18 protein-coding genes are annotated in these 18,174 nt (G+C 42.4%); 7 read left to right on the forward strand and 11 right to left on the reverse strand.

Going from position 1 to position 18,174, the window contains the following annotated elements:
• Nucleotides 1-99: 99 nt before the first annotated feature.
• Together H509_RS0100240 and H509_RS0100245 are read right to left on the reverse strand one after the other, a co-directional pair.
• Complete coding sequence (locus tag H509_RS0100240) at nucleotides 100-642, reverse strand: GNAT family N-acetyltransferase (protein WP_028543292.1); 543 nt, start codon at nucleotides 640-642, stop codon at nucleotides 100-102.
• 17 nt (nucleotides 643-659) lie between these two features.
• On the reverse strand, nucleotides 660-914 hold the full coding sequence (locus H509_RS0100245) for a hypothetical protein (protein WP_028543293.1): 255 nt from the start codon (nucleotides 912-914) through the stop codon (nucleotides 660-662).
• 136 nt (nucleotides 915-1,050) lie between these two features.
• Between H509_RS0100245 and H509_RS0100250 the strand changes: the two genes are divergently transcribed.
• Nucleotides 1,051-1,770, forward strand: a complete 720-nt coding sequence (locus H509_RS0100250; protein ID WP_028543294.1) for a DUF4386 domain-containing protein — start codon at nucleotides 1,051-1,053, stop codon at nucleotides 1,768-1,770.
• A 10-nt stretch (nucleotides 1,771-1,780) separates the two neighbouring features.
• On the opposite strand, the gene H509_RS0100255 is transcribed toward H509_RS0100250, so the two are convergent.
• A complete protein-coding gene (locus H509_RS0100255) occupies nucleotides 1,781-2,362 on the reverse strand; it encodes a Crp/Fnr family transcriptional regulator (RefSeq protein ID WP_028543295.1) in 582 nt (193 codons plus the stop codon).
• Nucleotides 2,363-2,507: 145 nt separating this feature from the next.
• Here H509_RS0100255 and H509_RS0100260 point away from each other — a divergent pair, with 145 nt between their 5' ends.
• Entirely contained in the window at nucleotides 2,508-3,272 is a 765-nt protein-coding gene (locus H509_RS0100260) for an SDR family oxidoreductase (protein ID WP_028543296.1), read from the forward strand.
• 193 nt (nucleotides 3,273-3,465) lie between these two features.
• Here the strand turns inward: H509_RS0100260 and H509_RS0100265 are convergent, their stop codons facing one another.
• Together H509_RS0100265 and H509_RS0100270 are read right to left on the reverse strand one after the other, a co-directional pair.
• Nucleotides 3,466-4,020 (reverse strand): hypothetical protein, encoded by a 555-nt coding sequence (locus tag H509_RS0100265; protein WP_028543297.1) that lies wholly within the window; start codon nucleotides 4,018-4,020, stop codon nucleotides 3,466-3,468.
• A 186-nt stretch (nucleotides 4,021-4,206) separates the two neighbouring features.
• The gene (locus H509_RS0100270; RefSeq protein WP_028543298.1) at nucleotides 4,207-4,740 is read right to left on the reverse strand and encodes a DinB family protein; all 534 of its coding nucleotides are present in this window, start codon (nucleotides 4,738-4,740) and stop codon (nucleotides 4,207-4,209) included.
• Nucleotides 4,741-5,520: 780 nt separating this feature from the next.
• Between H509_RS0100270 and H509_RS0100275 the strand changes: the two genes are divergently transcribed.
• Nucleotides 5,521-6,543 carry an MBL fold metallo-hydrolase gene (locus H509_RS0100275; RefSeq protein WP_245595949.1) on the forward strand — a complete coding sequence of 341 codons (1,023 nt, stop codon included), beginning with the start codon at nucleotides 5,521-5,523 and terminating at the stop codon, nucleotides 6,541-6,543.
• 334 nt (nucleotides 6,544-6,877) lie between these two features.
• Complete coding sequence (locus H509_RS0100280) at nucleotides 6,878-7,957, forward strand: LLM class flavin-dependent oxidoreductase (RefSeq protein ID WP_028543300.1); 1,080 nt, start codon at nucleotides 6,878-6,880, stop codon at nucleotides 7,955-7,957.
• A gap of 36 nt (nucleotides 7,958-7,993) precedes the next feature.
• Here H509_RS0100280 and H509_RS0100285 read toward each other — a convergent pair whose 3' ends face one another.
• The 5 genes from H509_RS0100285 to H509_RS0100305 all read right to left on the reverse strand — a co-directional run bounded on the left by H509_RS0100285 (nucleotide 7,994) and on the right by H509_RS0100305 (nucleotide 13,825).
• Nucleotides 7,994-8,803: a CPBP family intramembrane glutamic endopeptidase gene (locus H509_RS0100285; RefSeq protein ID WP_028543301.1), complete on the reverse strand. Its 810-nt coding sequence runs from the start codon at nucleotides 8,801-8,803 to the stop codon at nucleotides 7,994-7,996.
• A 108-nt stretch (nucleotides 8,804-8,911) separates the two neighbouring features.
• Complete coding sequence (locus H509_RS0100290; RefSeq protein ID WP_028543302.1) at nucleotides 8,912-9,706, reverse strand: MerR family transcriptional regulator; 795 nt, start codon at nucleotides 9,704-9,706, stop codon at nucleotides 8,912-8,914.
• Nucleotides 9,707-10,004: 298 nt separating this feature from the next.
• A complete protein-coding gene (locus H509_RS0100295; RefSeq protein ID WP_028543303.1) occupies nucleotides 10,005-11,270 on the reverse strand; it encodes an L-lactate MFS transporter in 1,266 nt (421 codons plus the stop codon).
• A 168-nt stretch (nucleotides 11,271-11,438) separates the two neighbouring features.
• Nucleotides 11,439-12,185: a LytR/AlgR family response regulator transcription factor gene (locus tag H509_RS0100300; RefSeq protein ID WP_028543304.1), complete on the reverse strand. Its 747-nt coding sequence runs from the start codon at nucleotides 12,183-12,185 to the stop codon at nucleotides 11,439-11,441.
• On the reverse strand, nucleotides 12,182-13,825 hold the full coding sequence (locus tag H509_RS0100305) for a sensor histidine kinase (RefSeq protein WP_028543305.1): 1,644 nt from the start codon (nucleotides 13,823-13,825) through the stop codon (nucleotides 12,182-12,184). The genes H509_RS0100300 and H509_RS0100305 overlap by 4 nt, the downstream gene beginning before the upstream one ends.
• A 214-nt stretch (nucleotides 13,826-14,039) precedes the next feature.
• On the opposite strand from H509_RS0100305, the gene H509_RS0100310 reads away from it, so the two are divergent.
• Nucleotides 14,040-14,627 carry a DUF3267 domain-containing protein gene (locus H509_RS0100310; protein WP_036695726.1) on the forward strand — a complete coding sequence of 196 codons (588 nt, stop codon included), beginning with the start codon at nucleotides 14,040-14,042 and terminating at the stop codon, nucleotides 14,625-14,627.
• Between the two features lie 245 nt (nucleotides 14,628-14,872).
• The gene (locus H509_RS0100320) at nucleotides 14,873-15,229 is read left to right on the forward strand and encodes a hypothetical protein (RefSeq protein ID WP_169450836.1); all 357 of its coding nucleotides are present in this window, start codon (nucleotides 14,873-14,875) and stop codon (nucleotides 15,227-15,229) included.
• 177 nt (nucleotides 15,230-15,406) lie between these two features.
• Here H509_RS0100320 and H509_RS0100325 read toward each other — a convergent pair whose 3' ends face one another.
• Nucleotides 15,407-15,961 (reverse strand): TetR/AcrR family transcriptional regulator, encoded by a 555-nt coding sequence (locus H509_RS0100325; RefSeq protein WP_028543309.1) that lies wholly within the window; start codon nucleotides 15,959-15,961, stop codon nucleotides 15,407-15,409.
• Nucleotides 15,962-16,136: 175 nt separating this feature from the next.
• Here H509_RS0100325 and H509_RS0100330 point away from each other — a divergent pair, with 175 nt between their 5' ends.
• Nucleotides 16,137-17,906, forward strand: coding sequence for an oleate hydratase (locus tag H509_RS0100330; RefSeq protein WP_028543310.1), 1,770 nt, complete (start codon nucleotides 16,137-16,139; stop codon nucleotides 17,904-17,906).
• Nucleotides 17,907-18,174: the final 268 nt, after the last annotated feature.

Genomic DNA, 18,174 nt, shown 5'->3' on the forward strand with positions numbered 1-18,174 from the left:
GACACAGGAGCTTGGATCAGGTTCTTCTCGTACGTTTAGACGGAGAACCTCTTCCTCTCATTTATTCCGGCTTTGTGTTATCATTTCATTTACTTGTCATTACAGCCGGATAGAATAAGGTTTGGCATGATATAACACATGTTTTCTTAGTGGACTATTAGGCTCAACTTTTGGATGATCGAACGTGTTCAAATAGCTCATTCCAATTTTGTTCATCACGTTTTGCGACGGCTTATTCACCTCGGCTGTAAAGCTATACACCTCACTAAAGCCTAATTCGTTAAATCCGTATTGCAAGCAGGCTGCTGCTCCTTCTGTTGCAAACCCTTGCCCCCAAGCTTCTTTTTTCAGCCGCCAGCCGATTTCGATGCAGGGTGTAAAATCAGCTTCAAATGTGGCCTTGTGAAATCCAATAAGCCCGATAAACTCCTTGTTTTGCTTGGTTTCCACGGCATATAACCCAAATCCGCACGCTTCAAATTCAGATTGAATGGCGTGATAGAAACTGATCGTTTCATCTGGGGTTAACGTTTTAGGAAAATAGGTCATAACCTGTTCATCCGCATTTAGCCGACAGAATGGCTCCACATCCCGTTCTTCCCAGTCACGTAAGTTCAATCTTGATGTTTCGATGTAAATCATGTTATCCCTCCGACAGTTCATTTCAAGAAATCAACTTGCCAATACGACCCGTTCCAATAGCCGTTTCTTGCATTAAAATCCATATTAATGTTTTGATCAAACTGGTCCACTACTTCATAGTCTGTATGCGGAGCATTGTTAATTGTAAAATCAGTCGTTATTTTAAAATGGCGCATTTCCCTGTCATCCGTATTCGTAATGGTAATCGTAGGGGCAGGATCATCGATGGCTGTATTGTTGGCATCATCAGTGCCCACCACTTTTAACATCACAAAACCAAAGAGAGCTCTGTCTGTTAAAAGTAAATAACCCTAAGAAAGACTAAATCTCTTGATTTAAGTCAATGAGCCGTCATCTACCACCTATTACAATGAAATCAACACAACATCACATCTAGGAGGTAATGCTATGGTTTTCTCAAGAAAAGAACTACCGGAACAGCGAACAATGGCGCTCACTGCTGCCATCTCCCTACTCATAATGACAATTGCCGCCTTTTTTTCATTCGGCTTTGTCCACGGAAACCTTGTGCTGCAAGAGGATGCCATCACCACCTATCAAAACCTCCATTCATCAAATGTACTCTTCAAAGCGGAGATCTTAGGCTGGATCATCATCCTGATCTGTGACATCGTGGTTGCTTGGGCCTTTTATAACTTCCTGAAGCCGATCAATAAAAGCCTTTCCCTACTTGGGGCATGGTTCCGACTTATTTATACGGCAATATTGGGAATCGCCATCCTGAATCTAATAGGGGTGATGCTTCTAACGAGCAGTACCGAACCTGTATTATGGTCAAAAACAGAGCAACTTCAAGCTCAAGTGATGCTCTATTTGAGAGCATTTGATACGATCTGGTCTATTGGTTTAATTGTATTTGGTGGGCATCTACTACTTGTTGGTAGTTTGACTTTCAAATCAGACAGCATTCCGAAAGCAATCAGCATTTTCTTATTTATTGCTGCATTTGGCTACATCGTTATTCATCTTTGCAACACGTTTGTTCCACAATTAAATGAGGTCATGACGATCCTTAAATTCATATTTACGGTGCCCATGATCGTAGGAGAATTGGGGTTTGGCATATGGCTATTAATAAGAGGAGGAAAATGCACCGTAAAGGGATGATCACTTTCTATTATGTATCGTTAAAAACCCGCTTCTTAATTCTGCTTAATGACTCCGGTGTAATACCGAGATAACTCGCCAATTGATGCTGGGGCACACGATCGATTAAATGAGGCCGTTTCAGCAATAACGTTTTGAAGCGTTCCTCTGGTGTGGAAGCAATAAAGGCCGCGAAGTCATCTTGTACTTGGCCAAAGTTTTGTTCAATCATCTTACGTGTCATGGATTCCAATTGCGTATATTTGTTGTACATGTCTTGTTCCACCTCTAGGTCGCCGACGACCAATACAGAGTCTTCAAGACACGTGATGGTGTACTCAGATGACTTGTCTGGCTTGTGATGATTAAAAATCGAAATCGCTTGTTCTTCTGTATAGAAATTTGATGTAACCTCTTTTCCCATTTTATCGATCGAATACTGCCTTACGCATCCTTTTAATACAAAATAACATCGGGTAGGAACATCTCCTTGTCTAAGGAGGACGGTTCCTCTTTTAAATTCTTCGATCTGTATATGTTGAACAATAGCCTGCTGTTGTTCTTCGTTAAGGGAAGTAAATGTAGTCAAATAATCAAACAAGATTTTTTTCATGCTGTATCCTCCTTTCGTAGTATAAAGCCATGTTCGTTACTTCCATCGTATCACAATCTGTTATGGATTCCGAATGAGAGCGCAACATTTCAAACATCACCTTGTGATAAAAATAATTATGAGTTATAAACGAGGAGATGAGCATATGAGTAAATTACAAGGTAAGATTGCAGTAGTAACCGGCGCCAGTCGGGGAATTGGCCGCGGCATTGCGCTGCGTTTAGCACAGGAGGGCGCACTCGTTGCCATACACTATGGAAAAAGACAAGCTGCCGCTAAAGAAGTCGTTCATCAAATTGAACAAACCGGAGGAAGTGCATTTGCAATTGGTGCTGATTTAAGCACCCTTAATGGCATTAAAGACTTATATGCGACATTAGATGAGATCCTTCAGGAGCGGACTGGTCATAATCGCTTTGATATTTTAGTGAATAATGCGGGAATTGGTCAGATCGTTACATTGGAAGAGACAACGGAACAATCTTTTACTGAGGTTATGAACATGAACGTCAAAGCGCCGCTGTTTGTTACCCAGCAAGCATTGCCGCGATTGAATGATGGCGGCCGCGTCATCAATATCTCATCGTTTGTGACACGTGTAGCCTCCCCTAGTGTGTTCGCCTATAGCATGTCGAAAGGGGCCATTGATACTTTTACGCAAGTGCTGGCTAAACAGCTTGGTAGCCGAAATATTACAGTAAACGCCATTCAACCCGGTATTATTAATACGGAGATGAATGAAGGAACGTTAAAGGATCCGAATGGACAAAAATTTGCCGCCGGACTTTCAACCTTCAAAAGATGGGGCGAGCCTGAAGATGTTGCGGATATTGCCGCTTTTCTTGCCTCGCCGGACAGCCGTTGGGTAACTGGTCAATGGATTGATGCAAGCGGCGGGTCCCATCTGTAATTGGACTTCTTCTCTGTTGTAGCTTTTTGCAACAAAGGAAAACAATGAAGAGAACAACGAATAACCTCTTACGTCAGGCTTCGTGTAAGAGGTTATTTGATCTGATCCTATGTCATTTTTAAGGAAAGGTGCAGTGAGAATAGATCGTTAGATGAGGATCGACGGTAACGGTACAATAACCACTACAACTCGACTATTTAACATATAAAGCAATAGAAGAAATAATAGCTTCTGCTGCTGGTTCCCATTTGCCATCCATGTAACTTCCTAGTTTCTGCCCGAGTGATTGCAAAGTATCGAGCGTGACGGGAATATCATTTTGTTTGGCTAGCGTAGCAAGAAATGGAGCGGATAAGCTCGTCCATCCACCACGATCAATTTTGATATCCACATTTTTTACTTCTCCATTTTCGATCACAATACGATAAAACAACTGGTCATCTGGACGGTAGCTCAAGTGATGAGATAGTTGTCCAAATACATTCGTTATGTTGTCCTTTTTTGTAATCGAGGCAGGCTTCACGTTAAATTCATGACCCATTACGTTTAACTTTTTCATTTCAGGACCTGTTAGTGCTGCATGAATCGCTTTTTCCATATTACTTTGTAATGGGATGGAGTTCTCCGTTACCGCTAATGGATGTACGTTCTCGCTGTTTGCGGCAAAAACGGCTGAAGGCAGAAGACTAGTTGTGACAAAAGCGGTAGCTACTAAAGCTGCTGAGGTGACCTTCATAAGTTTTTTCATATGGTTATCCATCCTTCCCAGTACATCTATTGTATACCTTATGTACATTTTATCATTTAATAATATGCGCAGACAACGCGCATTCTCTTCCATATTGTAACAAAAATACAATAATGGAAGCGTTTCCATTTTAATTAAAGTAGCCCGACATTCGGATCAAATTTAGTGCCGAATGTCGGGCTACCTTTATGAGTATAAACGAACATTTTCTTTAAACTGCTTCCGAAGCTGATTAATATTAGCCTGGTGATAACGGCTGTGATCAGCCATATGCCACAACCCCCAACGAATCGTTGCTTGCTTTTCATTTTCATGTCCGAAAGTTACAACCTTATCCAAATCGTCATCTGTTAATTGTGTACATGTGTCTTTTAACATATGGATTACATCTTTATAGTCAGACATTAATGTAATTAAGGACTTCCCTTTAACCATCGGCAGCTTATGATCTGCATCTATCATAGGGCCGTGCTGTGCCTTTAGAGCTGGAGGAAGTGTAATTCCTTTGATCCTATACACCCAGTTGAGGTCCACATACAAAATATGTTTGATGATTTGAGCGGTACTGTTATCTTTGTTCTGCGGCCCCTTATAGTCTACTTCTGCTTGCGACATCCCCTCCGTAATAAAGTGTAAGCGATTGCTGTTTTCTTTCACAGCACAATACAGCATACCAACAATGGGTGTCATGTCAGCTTCACCTTTTAAATCGTAGAACATATAAAGTTCATCCTCTCATATTTTAATGAGAACTTATATTGGGGCTGCAAAAATTCGTTAGTACGGATAAATTAAGTAGATTACTGAAAATAGTGAAGATATACGTCTTCCAAATAATTATAACGTATTGTAACGGAATTAATAGAAATTTGCATCTTAATCTCCGTTAATGATTTTCATATAGGGCTGGGCTAATTATTTTGACGATTTACACCATTTTTAAATACCTCTTGACACTAACCTTGAGTTGTAACTATAATGGTTACATCTTGAGCGTTTCCGTAATCACGCAGCAGCAACTTTTCCATCGCAGTTCACCTTCTTTCCTAGTTTGTTACAGCTAAGGAAGCACACTGTACACCGACAACGGCTTACTGGTGCGAGGCAGCCAGCGTATCCGATTTTGGATTGGAGCTGACTTTCCGAGCATGCCGGACATATTATACGGAAGAGTGAATTTTTTTGGAATAGTTGTAATAATTACGGTTACAACCAAGGATGTCGAAGCACTATAGAAAGGAGATGCAGATTACGACGTGCAAGCTACATCCGCATGCACAAGAACGGTTAAGGGCATACCTTACCTAATCTTCTTGCAAATTAGAACGACCACAGAAGACGGGTTAATTCAGGTCTAAAGTCGGGCTGTATCGCGAGAAAGCACTCACGGTGCTTGCTGGCGATGCTTATTCCGCCAAAGTTCAAAGTTCGCAAGTTCGCATGGTAAAAAAAGCTGGGCTTAGTGCCAATAAAAGTGGAATGTCGCGAACAAATTAGAGCATGCAGCTTATGTTAGCAGCGTTATGTTATCGTTTCAACAATCGTTATCCATTTAAAAATAAGGGAGATTTGATGATGTCTATGTCCAGTAAGAAATTATCGATAGGAGTTACTTTGTTGCTTTGTTTTACCTTATTGTTGAGCGCATGCTCCGGCAAAGCAAATACGACCAATACTGAAAGTGAAGCAACTCAAACTCAAACTCAGACGCCAACGGCAGAGCTTAAGGTTACACCATTTAACCCTGGAGAAAAAGGCCTCTTTTCCGTCACTTCGAGCTTGATCGAAGGACCAAACGAGGTACTGCTCGTTGATGCTCAGTTCGAAAAAAGCAACGCCGAGCAACTAGTCAAAATGATCCGCGACACTGGCAAAAAGCTGACTACCGTTTATGTTAGTCACAAAGATCCCGATTTCTATTTCGGCCTATCCGCGATCCGCGAGGCATTTCCTGACGTTAAAATCGTTGCCACTCCAGCCACTGTGGAAGGAATTAAAGCAACGATTCAAATCAAAAACGATTTCTGGAGTCCTATTCTAAAAGAAAACGCTCCGAGCGCACTAATCGTCCCTGAGGTCCTTAACGGAGATAAACTGACGGTTGACGGTGAAACCGTACAAGTGATCGGTCTCGACAGTTCAGATCCGTCTCACACGGTTCTTTGGGTTCCGTCCAAAAAGACTATTCTGGGTGGTGTGCCCATCTACGAAAACTTGCATGTCTGGATGGCAGACAACCAAACTCCAGAAAGTCGTGACCACTGGCGTGAAATTTTGGATCGCATTCTTGACTTAAAACCGGAGCGTGTTATTCCAGGCCATTATTTAGGCAAAAGCTCCGAAGCTACATCCAGCGTCACCTTTACACGTGACTATATTGCAGAATTTGAAGCTGCTGCAAAACAAGCCAAAAATTCTACTGATCTAATTGCAGCAATGCAAAAAGCTCATCCGAACTTCAAAAATACAAGTGATCTGGAAATGGGCGCTCAAGTTATGAAGGGCGAACGTTCCTGGCCATGATTTAACGCCAACACTACACGTTAAGTTCGAGGCAGATCAAAACGAAGAGGTGACATCATCACCAACTTCGGCCTTTCCTGTCGCTCCTTTTAACGTAACGTAAGATTGTCATCGCAAAAACAGGTCGTCACGCCGCCTTTGGAGCCCTAATTACCATCAGGTCGTCTCCAGTATCGCGGCAGCTGACGGCCTTTCTTTTTGCAGTTATAACCTCTACTTTTTCTGCTAGCCAAAAGGTCTAACAACAAAGGTCCATTTTGTATCCTTTTAAACTAATAAAAGTTATGTTACTTTATATTGTATAGTATAATTAATGTATAAGGGGGCGAACTCGATGACAGATCGACCAGTTATGGAAATTGGTATCAGTACTTTTTTGGAGGCATCAACAAATCCGGTGACAGGCGAGCGTATTAGCCATACGGAGCGAATACAGCGAGCAGTCGAGGAAATCGTTCTTGCCGATCAAGTTGGACTTGATGTGTACGGCATTGGTGAGCATCATCGGTATGAATATGCCGCTTCGGCACCAGCAGTTATTCTGGCGGCAGCGGCCGCCCAGACGAAACATATTCGGCTAACCAGCGCGGTGACCGTGTTATCCTCAGACGATCCGGTGCGCGTCTACCAGCAATTTGCCACACTGGATGCCATCTCGAACGGACGCGCTGAAATTATGGCTGGCCGCGGCTCGTTCATCGAGTCCTTCCCGCTGTTTGGCTACAGCTTGCATGATTACGAACATTTGTATGACGAGAAGTTGGAAATGCTGCTCACGATCCGTGAATCGGAGAAGGTGACTTGGCGCGGAAGCCGCCATCGCGCGGCTATAGACAATCTAGGTGTGTACCCGCGTGCTGTACAGCAGCCACTCCCTGTATGGATTGCCACTGGCGGTAACGTGGAATCTTCCGTCAGAGCCGGTATGCTCGGTCTGCCTGTAGTTTATGCCATCATAGGAGGCATGCCAGAGCGCTTTGCGCCGCTTGTGGAGCGCTACAAGAGATCTGCGGCTAACGCTGGGCACGATGTGAGCAAGCTGCAAATTGCTACCCACTCGCATGGCATTGTTGCCGATTCTTCCAAAAAAGCAGCAGAGCTGCTATTCCCAGGAACACAGGCTACAATGAACAAGATCGGGCGCGAGCGCGGTTGGGGATCTTCGTACACACGCGCCACGTTTGATGAAGATTGCAAATTGCAAGGTTGTCTGTATGTCGGTGATCCCGAATACGTCGCCGAAAAAATCGTACTGCTCCACCGCAATTTGGGCGTGACACGCTTCTTCCTCCATTGTGACATCGGCTCGATCCCGCACCGCGATATACTGCGTTCGATCGAATTGCTTGGCACAAAGGTTGCACCGCTCGTGCGCAAGGAACTAGCTCGTACTGAGTGTGAAGGCAAGGCATAAAACTTACCTCATGTATAGGGGCAGAACGCCCCTTTTTTATTTCACTCCATACTTCTTTCCATACAATACATGTTTGGGATTAATAATGATCAGTACAATTGCAGCTACAGCATACAACGCTGCGCTATACATGATTATCTCCAGTAAATTTCCGTTTATTAAACCAACAAAGAAATTAAACAACTGGTGGATCAAAATAGGTATGACTAAGTTTTGATTTAAGTTATAAAATGCCGTCATGACGATCTTTGTAGCAAAAAGGGCCATCATAAAAAAGAATATGTATTGAATTAACTCCATGCCGCTATATCCTGTAGTAAACCATAAAGGTAGATGCCACAGCCCCCACCAAAATCCGATTATAATCGATGCTTTTAATGGCGAATATCTCTTTTGAAGCTCCATTTGAGCGAAGCCTCTCCACCCTAGTTCTTCTCCCATTGGCCCCGAAACAAGTTGTAAACTAAAGTGGTAGATCAGCGCTCCCCATGTCGAGAACACCAACAATGAACCCGCTTCACTGTTTTTAGTTACGAGACACAAAGTGACTATAAAAATAAAAACTTGAAGGCCAGCCGCAGTAACAAGCACAGAAAGTTTAAGTTTAGTGGTAAATTTACTTTTTACGAATGAAATAAAACGCTCCCCGGGATAGATTCTTTTAAATGGGATCGCAAAAGCAAAGGTTGAGGACCAAGCCGCTATAATAAATGCGATATCAAATAGCCACGCTGGAAATGCTAACATTTTAATAATACCTGCAATACAAAAAAGTGGCCAAAAAATGATATTTGTTAGGAAAACAAAACTGGCTACTGGTTTTTTTAGTTTCTTATCTTTATTCATTCACAATCCCCCGCTTCGACTAAGTTACTTGTAAATAAGATATCCATCCTACTCACGAATAACTTTAGCTTAAACCTAGGAGTTACTCACAGGTCAATACGGGCTGCATCATTTGATAGGCGCATACATTTCAAAAAACACACGCTCAAGTCCATCTTCATATGTAGTAAGTAATAAATAGATATAAACCCGCCCCAAAAGCTCGTACCCTTTTTCTTCTGCTACTTTTCTTAAGCTAGCTTCTACTTTAAGGTCCATATTCTCACCACCTGTTGACCATCTTCCGTCTTCAATAACGGTATACATGCATTTGGGATGAGCTATAATTTCCCCTTCAAGTTCTTTATCGAAGTCTTCTGCTTTTCTTACAATGAGAAACTTATCTTCCAGAATGCCTTCGTCATTAAAGCTGATAACTCTTGTTAAAGAAGTTAGCGTGACTGCTTTTTTCAAGCTGACCGTGTTCTCTTTTAGAGCATCATATTCATGATACGCAGTGACATGATCGATTTCTCCTTTTATTTCTATAGGCTGCATTTCTTTTACTGTGTAATTTTCTAAAAAATGGTTTATTTTTTCGCAATTCTCTTTGACGGTCTGTAATTTCTTTAAAAGCTGCTTTTTATATTCTATTTCCTCTAATACTTCTAGTTCTTTCTCCTCCAATAAGGAACGTATTGCCTCAATACTCTTTCCTTTTTTTAATTCCTGGATTTCTTTAATTTTAAGATCCATTTCTCTATAGAAATTTATGGTTGTTAAATTATAGATATCATAATGATTATATTCTCGATACCCATTCTCCGGATTTTGCTCAGGCTTGACTAAATCCTTTTCTTCATAAAATTTCAAAGTATCTCTAGTCACACCTAAAAATTTAGCTACTTCTCCAATGCTGTACACGGCGCCCTCCTTAATTGTAAGTACTTATTTCTTTTATCGTCTTACTTTGTCCAAAATGTTGAGCCGTCTGCCTCATCCCAAATAATAAACTCAAAAATGCTTGCAGGAAATGAGGAATCAACTGAACTTGCCCATCGGATACGGAGCAACCTGTAGTTATTACCTTGCCGTATTCAACATAAAAAGGCGTCCTTGCACCGCTTACATGTGCGAAAGACACCTTTATCTATTTCATTTGCAAACACTTTAAGTCGCTTTGCTTATCGATGTGAGGTTCCACTACATTGTTCCATTATAATTATCCCACATTGTAATGCGGTTTCAGCACAACTTCTTGTTTAGATTCCTGATTCTTGGTCGACGTATTACGTTGGCCAGGTACGGAAATAAAGATCGCAATCACAAAAGAGAGCATGCACAATACCGCGATAACGGTAAACGTAATATGGAATCCACCGAACAATGCGCTAAGGAATGAACCCGCCAAAGCACCTAAACCGAAGCCTTGATAAATGATTCCATAGTTTTTGCTTTGGTTTTTCAAGCCGAAATAATCAGCCACAATAGCCGGGAACACTGTAATATTACCACCGAAACAAAATGCAATCACCGCGACACATATGAAAAATGTACTCAAGTTCAAAGGTACGAAATTCAAAGACATGACAGACAATGCCGTTGCCAAGAGCGCTCCCGCTACCACTTTCATTCGGCCTACTTTATCAGACAACGCGCCGAGTATAATTCGGCCAGCCGTATTAAAAATGGCCACCATAGCTACCGCATTCGCTGCTGTGCTAACATCGAGACCAGCAAGCTGTACACCGATGTCTTTGACGATGCCGATCAAATACAATCCACTCATACAAGCTGTGAATAAAATAAGGAAGAGCATATACGCTTCTTTAGTACGCAGCATTTCTTTAACTGTATAATTCCGCCCACTTTGCAATTGAGTATTGGCGGTTGCAGATGTTTCCGTAATTACAGCTTCTTTGATGAGGAACGAACCTGCAATAACCATTACCATCACGATCATTCCCCAGACTAGAAATGCAGAGGAGACACCCATCGTATTGATAAAATTTGCATTGATATATTTAAAAATCAAACTGCCTGTCCCAAAAGCCCCCACCGATATTCCCGATATTAATCCTTTGCGTTCCGGAAACCATTTGATTAAATTGGATAACGATGTGATATAGGCTGTACCATCCGCGAAACCAACTACTACACCAGCCAGCAAGTACAACATCCACAACGAGGAAACCTGTGAGCTAGCGATTAGCCCTGCACCAAGAACAGCACCTGCAATCATCGTCAACCGCCGAATACCGATACGATCCTGAATTTTACCAGCAAACAATGTCGCAAAAGCTAGTGCAAAACTGGTGATGGAAAACGTAATCGACACGGAGCTAAGCCCCCATCCAAATTTGTCAGCTAACGGCTGATTAAATAAGCTCCACGTATATATAGTTCCTAAGCCCATTTGTACGATAATTGTTCCAAGGACGATCATCCATCGATTTACTTGTGTTGGGGCTGCTGGCTGCGTTCTCATGATAGATCCCTCTTTCCATGTAAGCTATGATCAAGTTGTACGTTCTCTTTAATCTTTAAGGAAGTAAAAGCCGCTCACGGCTCGCTTTCACACCTTTAGATTACAATAGAAAACGCTTTCTTGAGCTAGAAGCGACATGGAATGACGGGATTAGGGAATGAACTGCATTTATATGTGCATCAACTGCCTAAATTCTTTCACTTTACTTCGACTAACAGGTACTTTGGCATCCATATCACGTAGACGCAGCAGATACGTATTATTGAACCACGGAACGATTTCGTGAATTTGAGATAAATTGACCGTATAGGAACGATGACAACGGTAAAATCGATCTTGAGGCAGCATCGCATGAAAGTCCGATATACTCATCGGCATCGTATAAACACCACTCTTTGTAAATACATTTGTCACCTTCTCTTGTGCTTCCGCATAGTAGATGTCATCACTATCCGTTACGATATACTTGTCCTTTTTCAGCAAATTAATGCGTTTATCCTCCGATCTTGGCCTGCTTTCCACAGGATGAGAACGCCCTCCTTGCTGCACATTCCGCTCAAAGGTGGTCTCAAGCTTACGCAGCATCGCGGCAATACGGTTCTCGTCATAGGGCTTCAAAATATAATCAAAAGCTTCCAGTTCAAATGCTTGGGCCGCATGCTCCTTATATGCCGTTGTAAAAATGACATACGGTTTTTGCGCGAACTTACTAATATTCGTCGCTAACAGCATTCCGTCCAGTGAAGGTATGTTAATATCGAGAAATATCGCATCAATTTCCTTCTCCTGTAGAAATTTCAGCACATCAAGTCCATCCTCAAATCGCTCCACGATTTCAATGCGGCTGTGCTTTGTAATAAGATATTCCAGCTCTTCCCGGGCCAACACTTCGTCTTCCACAATTATCGCTCTCATCGAGTCTCCTTCTGTATGTCAAAAAAAATGTCTGTACCATGATCTAATCGTTCCACTGTAACACCGTGCCCAAAAATAAGCTTCACTCGCTTATGCACATTAAAAAGTCCGATATGGTTTGGTGGGACACGCTCTTCCATCACCTGTTTTATCATCTCTTCACGAATACCCACACCCGTATCTCGTACACCAATCCGAACATAATCTGCTGTATCTTTGACATAGATTGTGACTGTTCCCGGTCCTTTCTCCTTTAATATCCCGTGGACGATTGCATTTTCCACTAACGGTTGGATGATAAGGCTTGGAATCTTCACGGCAACTTCATCCACCTCATAAACAACATGTAACCGATTTCCGAAGCGTGCTTTTTCAATTTCCACATAATTACGAACCTGCTCCAGCTCTTTATGGATATCAATGAGCTCATCGGTAAGTTCCAAATTGTAACGTAAATAACCTGATAAATTAACGATCAGTTCCCTCGCTTGATCCGGTCTAGTTCGGATGGAGGACCCAATCGCGTTTAATGCATTAAATAAAAAGTGGGGTTGAATGGTGGTCTGCAACGCTTTGAGCTCCGCTTTATTTGCCATCTCTTTAATCTCTTCTACACGGGAAACTTCCATTAATGTCGAAATGATTTGGGATAAGCCAACGGCCATCGTCTGGAGCGGATACGTGATTTTATGCGCTTTCCGATAATAAATCTTCAAGGTTCCTGTCACTTCTTCTCGCTCTTTCAGCGGAATAATGAGTAACGATTGAATGCCAGGCAACGCATCATCCAACGCATGATTGCTGATCCTAAACTCCCCGCTCCGTATCGTCTCCTTGGTCATATCACTAATGATTTCATGCCGGAACTGATAGCGGTCTTCCCCGAAACCGACATAAGCAAGCACGCTTGAGGCATCCGTAATCGCCACTGCATCCGCTTGAATATCTTCTTTAATAATGGAACAAATCTTATGTAACGATTCGGGATTGATGGAGCGGAAATAAGGCAGCGTCTTATTGGCGATGTCCAAAGCCAACTTCGCTTGCTGCGCCGCAATCCCTTCGCGCTCACTTTCAACATTTTGAATTAACAAAATGATCAATCCCACATTTAATTGCCCCAGAATCATCGGGGTAGCAATTTTGGATACAATCTCGACACCTAATTGTGTGGGCTCCGCCATAATTACAATTAACAGCATCGTTAAGGCCTCGCAAGCCATTCCAGCCATTATACCGATAAACCAACGTTTCGCTTTAGGCATTCGAAGATGAATATAACCGGAAACTAGCCCCGCAATCATACTCGTGATCAGGCACGGAATCGAGGTCACCCCACCGATATCGATCAAATAACGATGGATGCCAGACACCACACCCACAACAAGGCCGACCCAAGGCCCGAATAAGATGCCTCCTGCCATAATGACGATGATTCGTACGTTAACGAGCGAGCCTTCTACATCGATGCCTGAGTAAGTGCCGAATAGTGCAAAAGTACAGAACACCATCGTAACGACGGCGAACTCCCTCGTTGTCAGCGATTCTTTTTGCAAAACCTGCTTAAAGCTTGGAATCCGCGTTAAGAAAAATAAAATAATGAGTAATAATGCTGCCCGCTCAAAAAGCTGAAGCAGCATCGTGAAATCTCCGTTTATGGAAATGACCTCCCGTTAACACAAGCTGTTGTTTGTTTATTTTATCAAAGTTTGCTCTGTTTTCACGTTCCAAATCCATACAACACCTTTATATCGATCTGACCAGTTGGAATTATTTGCGCAGCATCTGCTATATATGTGCATGAATTGTGAATCGGAAGTGGTAATATAAAAATGATGTCTAATAAATGGGGATATGGTGGTGGGATCGTTGATAAAGTGGTTTCAAAGATTACCTGAAGTAGATATTAACTTAAATGAATGGACTCCCTTTATACGAAACGACTGGTTTCGGAGACACTTTATGAAGGTTGTTTATGTCATGTGGATTTTTTTATTTCTAGCGCCCAATTGGCTCGGGCTTACAGCGTTCACTAATAACGTTATGGCAACAATAAAATTTCCCTATCTTCTCCTTGTTGTGATTGCCATTTTTATAATACATGAGATGCTTCACATTATTGTGATCAATAAGAAAGGTGATATTAGTTTCACCTACACCGGTTTTCATTTTTGGCTTGATACGAATACAATTCTATCAAAAACGAGGTTTTGGGTATTCATGAGTCTACCGTATATCGTATTGTCAGTAGTTCCAGCGATTCTCTCATTCTTTTCGTCAGGTCATATCAAAGTACTGTTCATATTTATTAGTTGGTTCAATTTGATCATCTCATCTTCCGATATCATTAATTCGTTTTTAATCTTCATAAAACCTAAAAACTCAATATTTTGCAAAGGATTTTATCGGGAAAGGGGCATTAACCCTTTTCCTAGAAAATAAGAACCTAGCTGGCGTTAAAGTCTGGTTTGTGTTGTTCGAGCCACCTATAATTAGGATTTAAACTACGTTCAATTATGTTCTTATCGACAGAAAAAAGAAATTTCACCCCTCTATTTACATTCAATAACGATATGATATAGTCTTTGATAGAAGGGTGATCCTCCACTAATACGAGCGCTGGCCAGCATTCACACATCAACGAAATATGATCCTTCTCTGAATTCCATTTCGAAAGGATGAATGATGTGAAAGCGAGAAAGTTAACGATGTTGCTCATGACAATTGTAATGCTCCTGATGTTTTCTACTTCCGTAAGTGCCTACACAGCAGGAACTTATGTAGGTCAAGGAACCCTGACCGTATCAGGCTCCTTCACGGCCGGCTATCCTACTGCCGGTGGACCTGGCGAGCTATACGTGCAAGTACTCCGTGTCGTGGACGGTACGGAGCAACTCGTTGCCGACCAATCTCAATTTGCCAACCGCGATTACTCGCCTAAGAGCTTCACGATTAACTTCCATAACTTGTCATATGGAACGTACATTGTCAAATATTTCGGAGGGCCCGCACTGTCCGTTAGTTTCACATCGATTGGCTTCTAAATGTATTATCCATCCGCCTGCACAACTATGCAGGCGGATTTCTCTAAACTTCTCCGTCCCTTCTGACTCTCACTTAAGCGCATGCCCTTTTCATCACTAGAGTGCCTTGTATTTGCTGAGCTGACGAAGAAACGATTGGCAAGCGAGTAAGCCAGAGTTGTAGACACTCCTAGTGAACTACTTTTTAAATCGCTCCACTGCATCCATAAAACGCCCGTCCATTAGTCGAACGATATGGTTCACGATCGCCTCACAAGGCGTTTTCATCCCATCTTCAATCCAATCCAGCAGCGTCCCTGCAAATGCATAGCTATAAAATTGTACGATAAACGTCTTGTCCTCTTCTGAAATCGCACAGGAAACGGAAACCTCATTGATGACATTGCTTAGAAGCTCAAACAAGACCTGATTTAAAAACATCTCCAAATGTTCTTTGCCTAGAGAGCGGCATGTGTTCATACAAAGCGCCTTGTTGCTTTCCACATATTCTAAAATAATCAAGAGCCCCTGCTGCCAAGTCGCATAAGATTTGTTATTTTGGATAGCACCTAACGCCTCCGTTTTATAGATCCATCCAAGCAGTTCATATATATCTTGAAAATGATAATAAAAGGTTTGGCGATTCAACTTACAGGCCTCCACCAAATCTTTAACCGTTATTTTATCCAAAGTCTTGGTGCAGAGCATCTCCTTTAATGCATCAGCCAATGCATGCTTGGTGTACGGATGCATAAGAAACCTCTCCTTAATAGTCGCAGTTTCTTTTTATTTTACCATAACCTAAATCTTATTTAGACATATGATACGTGACGTTTAAGTTTTAGACACTTGGCTTTAGCTGTCTATTTTGATTCCTTTCATACTCCTTTAAAGTGAAGGTGTAAGATCATTCAAGGAGGTTGTTAGGATGTATTACAGCAATGGAAACTACGAAGCTTTTGCCCGTCCAAAGAAACCACTCGGTGTTGATCACAAATCCGCCTATCTGATTGGCTCTGGTCTTGCTTCACTGTCCGCAGCCGCATTCCTCATACGTGATGGTCAGATGAAAGGGGAAAACATTCATATCTTGGAGGAACTCGACATTGCTGGAGGTGGATTAGACGGCATCTACGATGACGGTCGAGGTTTTATTATTCGTGGTGGTCGAGAAATGGAAAACCACTTCGAATGCCTTTGGGATTTATTCCGCTCTATTCCTTCCCTTGAGACGGAAGGTGCGTCAGTATTAGATGAGTTCTACTGGCTCAACAAAGAGGACCCAAACTTCTCCTTGCAGCGTGCAATCCTTAATCGTGGTGAGGATGCACATACCGACGGCAAATTTACACTTAGCCAAACCGCTTCGCTGGAAATTATTAAATTGTTCTTTACTCCAGAAGAAGCACTTGAAGATATGAAAATTACAGACGTCTTCTCAGAAGATTTCTTTAACTCGAATTTCTGGCTTTACTGGCAGACGATGTTTGCATTTGAGCCTTGGCACAGCGCTATGGAAATGCGCAGATATATTGCGAGATTTATTCATCATATCGGCGGACTGCCAGATTTCTCAGCATTAAAATTCACAAAATATAATCAATACGAGTCTCTTGCCTTGCCACTCATGAACTATTTGAAAGAACATGGTGTCACCTTCCAATATGCTACAACTGTGACAAACGTTGAGTTTGAAATTACAGCGCACAAAAAAGTGGCTCGCAAGCTGGTTTATGTGCAGCGAGGACAAGAAAAACATATCGATCTGACGGAAAATGATCTCGTATTCATTACCAACGGCAGCAATACCGAAAGCTCCACTTTAGGCGACAACAACACGCCTGCCATTATGAACACTTCCCTCGGTGGAAGCTGGGAGCTATGGAAGAAGATCGCGGAGCAAGATGCTGCCTTTGGCCGTCCAGACAAATTCTGTGGCAACATTGCGGAAAGCAACTGGGAGTCTGCTACCATTACAACACTAGATAACCGGATTCCGCCTTATATTGAGAAAATTTGTAAACGAGATCCATTCAACGGCAAGGTCGTGACCGGCGGGATTGTGACGGTAAAAGATTCAAAATGGCTAATGAGCTTTACGTTGAACCGGCAGCCTCACTTCAAATCCCAGCCCAAAGACCAACTCGTCGTCTGGGTATACAGCTTGTATTGCGATGTACCAGGTGACTACATCAAGAAACCGATGAAGGACTGTACAGGTATCGAAATTACGGAAGAATGGCTCTACCACATGGGCGTACCTGAAGCAGAAATTCACGATCTTGCTGTAAACTCGGCAAACTGCGTTCCTTGCATGATGCCTTATGTTACCTCTTACTTCATGCCAAGAGCTGCGGGAGATCGTCCGAATGTGGTTCCTGATGGTTGTGTCAACGCTGCCTTTATTGGTAACTTTGCCGAAACACCACGAGACACGGTATTTACGACAGAATATTCGGTACGTACCGCTATGGAAGCCGTGTACACTCTGCTTGACGTTGACCGCGGCGTGCCAGAAGTATTTGGTTCCGCTTATGACGTCCGTGTTCTGCTCGATTCTACAGCAAAAATGATGGACGGAAAGAAACTAACCGATATGGAGCTACCGCCAGCCATCCAGCTAGCCGCAATGACCGGTGTGCAAAAAATTTCGCACACCCGTATCATGCAACTGCTTAAAGAGTATCAGTTAGTTTAAACAAAGTAGGAATAGACAGAACAATATGAGGTTGTTGCACGATGGTGAGAGCATCAAGAGCCAAATCACCGTGCATCAGCCTCATTTTATAATGAAACTAGATCCATCAAATCGTTGCTCTTGTAAGAAATCTTAATGCTGTTCACCTTCTAGCCAATATTTAGCCGAGCGATAGCAAATTCAATCTAGCTTCTGACTTCATGCGAAATGAGACATGCTTCAATTTTTCGCTGCTGGGCGACTGCTCCCCCCGCTTGTAAGCACCTAG

This window comes from Paenibacillus taiwanensis DSM 18679, assembly GCF_000425125.1.
GTDB classification, from domain to species: Bacteria; Bacillota; Bacilli; order Paenibacillales; family Paenibacillaceae; genus Paenibacillus_B; species Paenibacillus_B taiwanensis.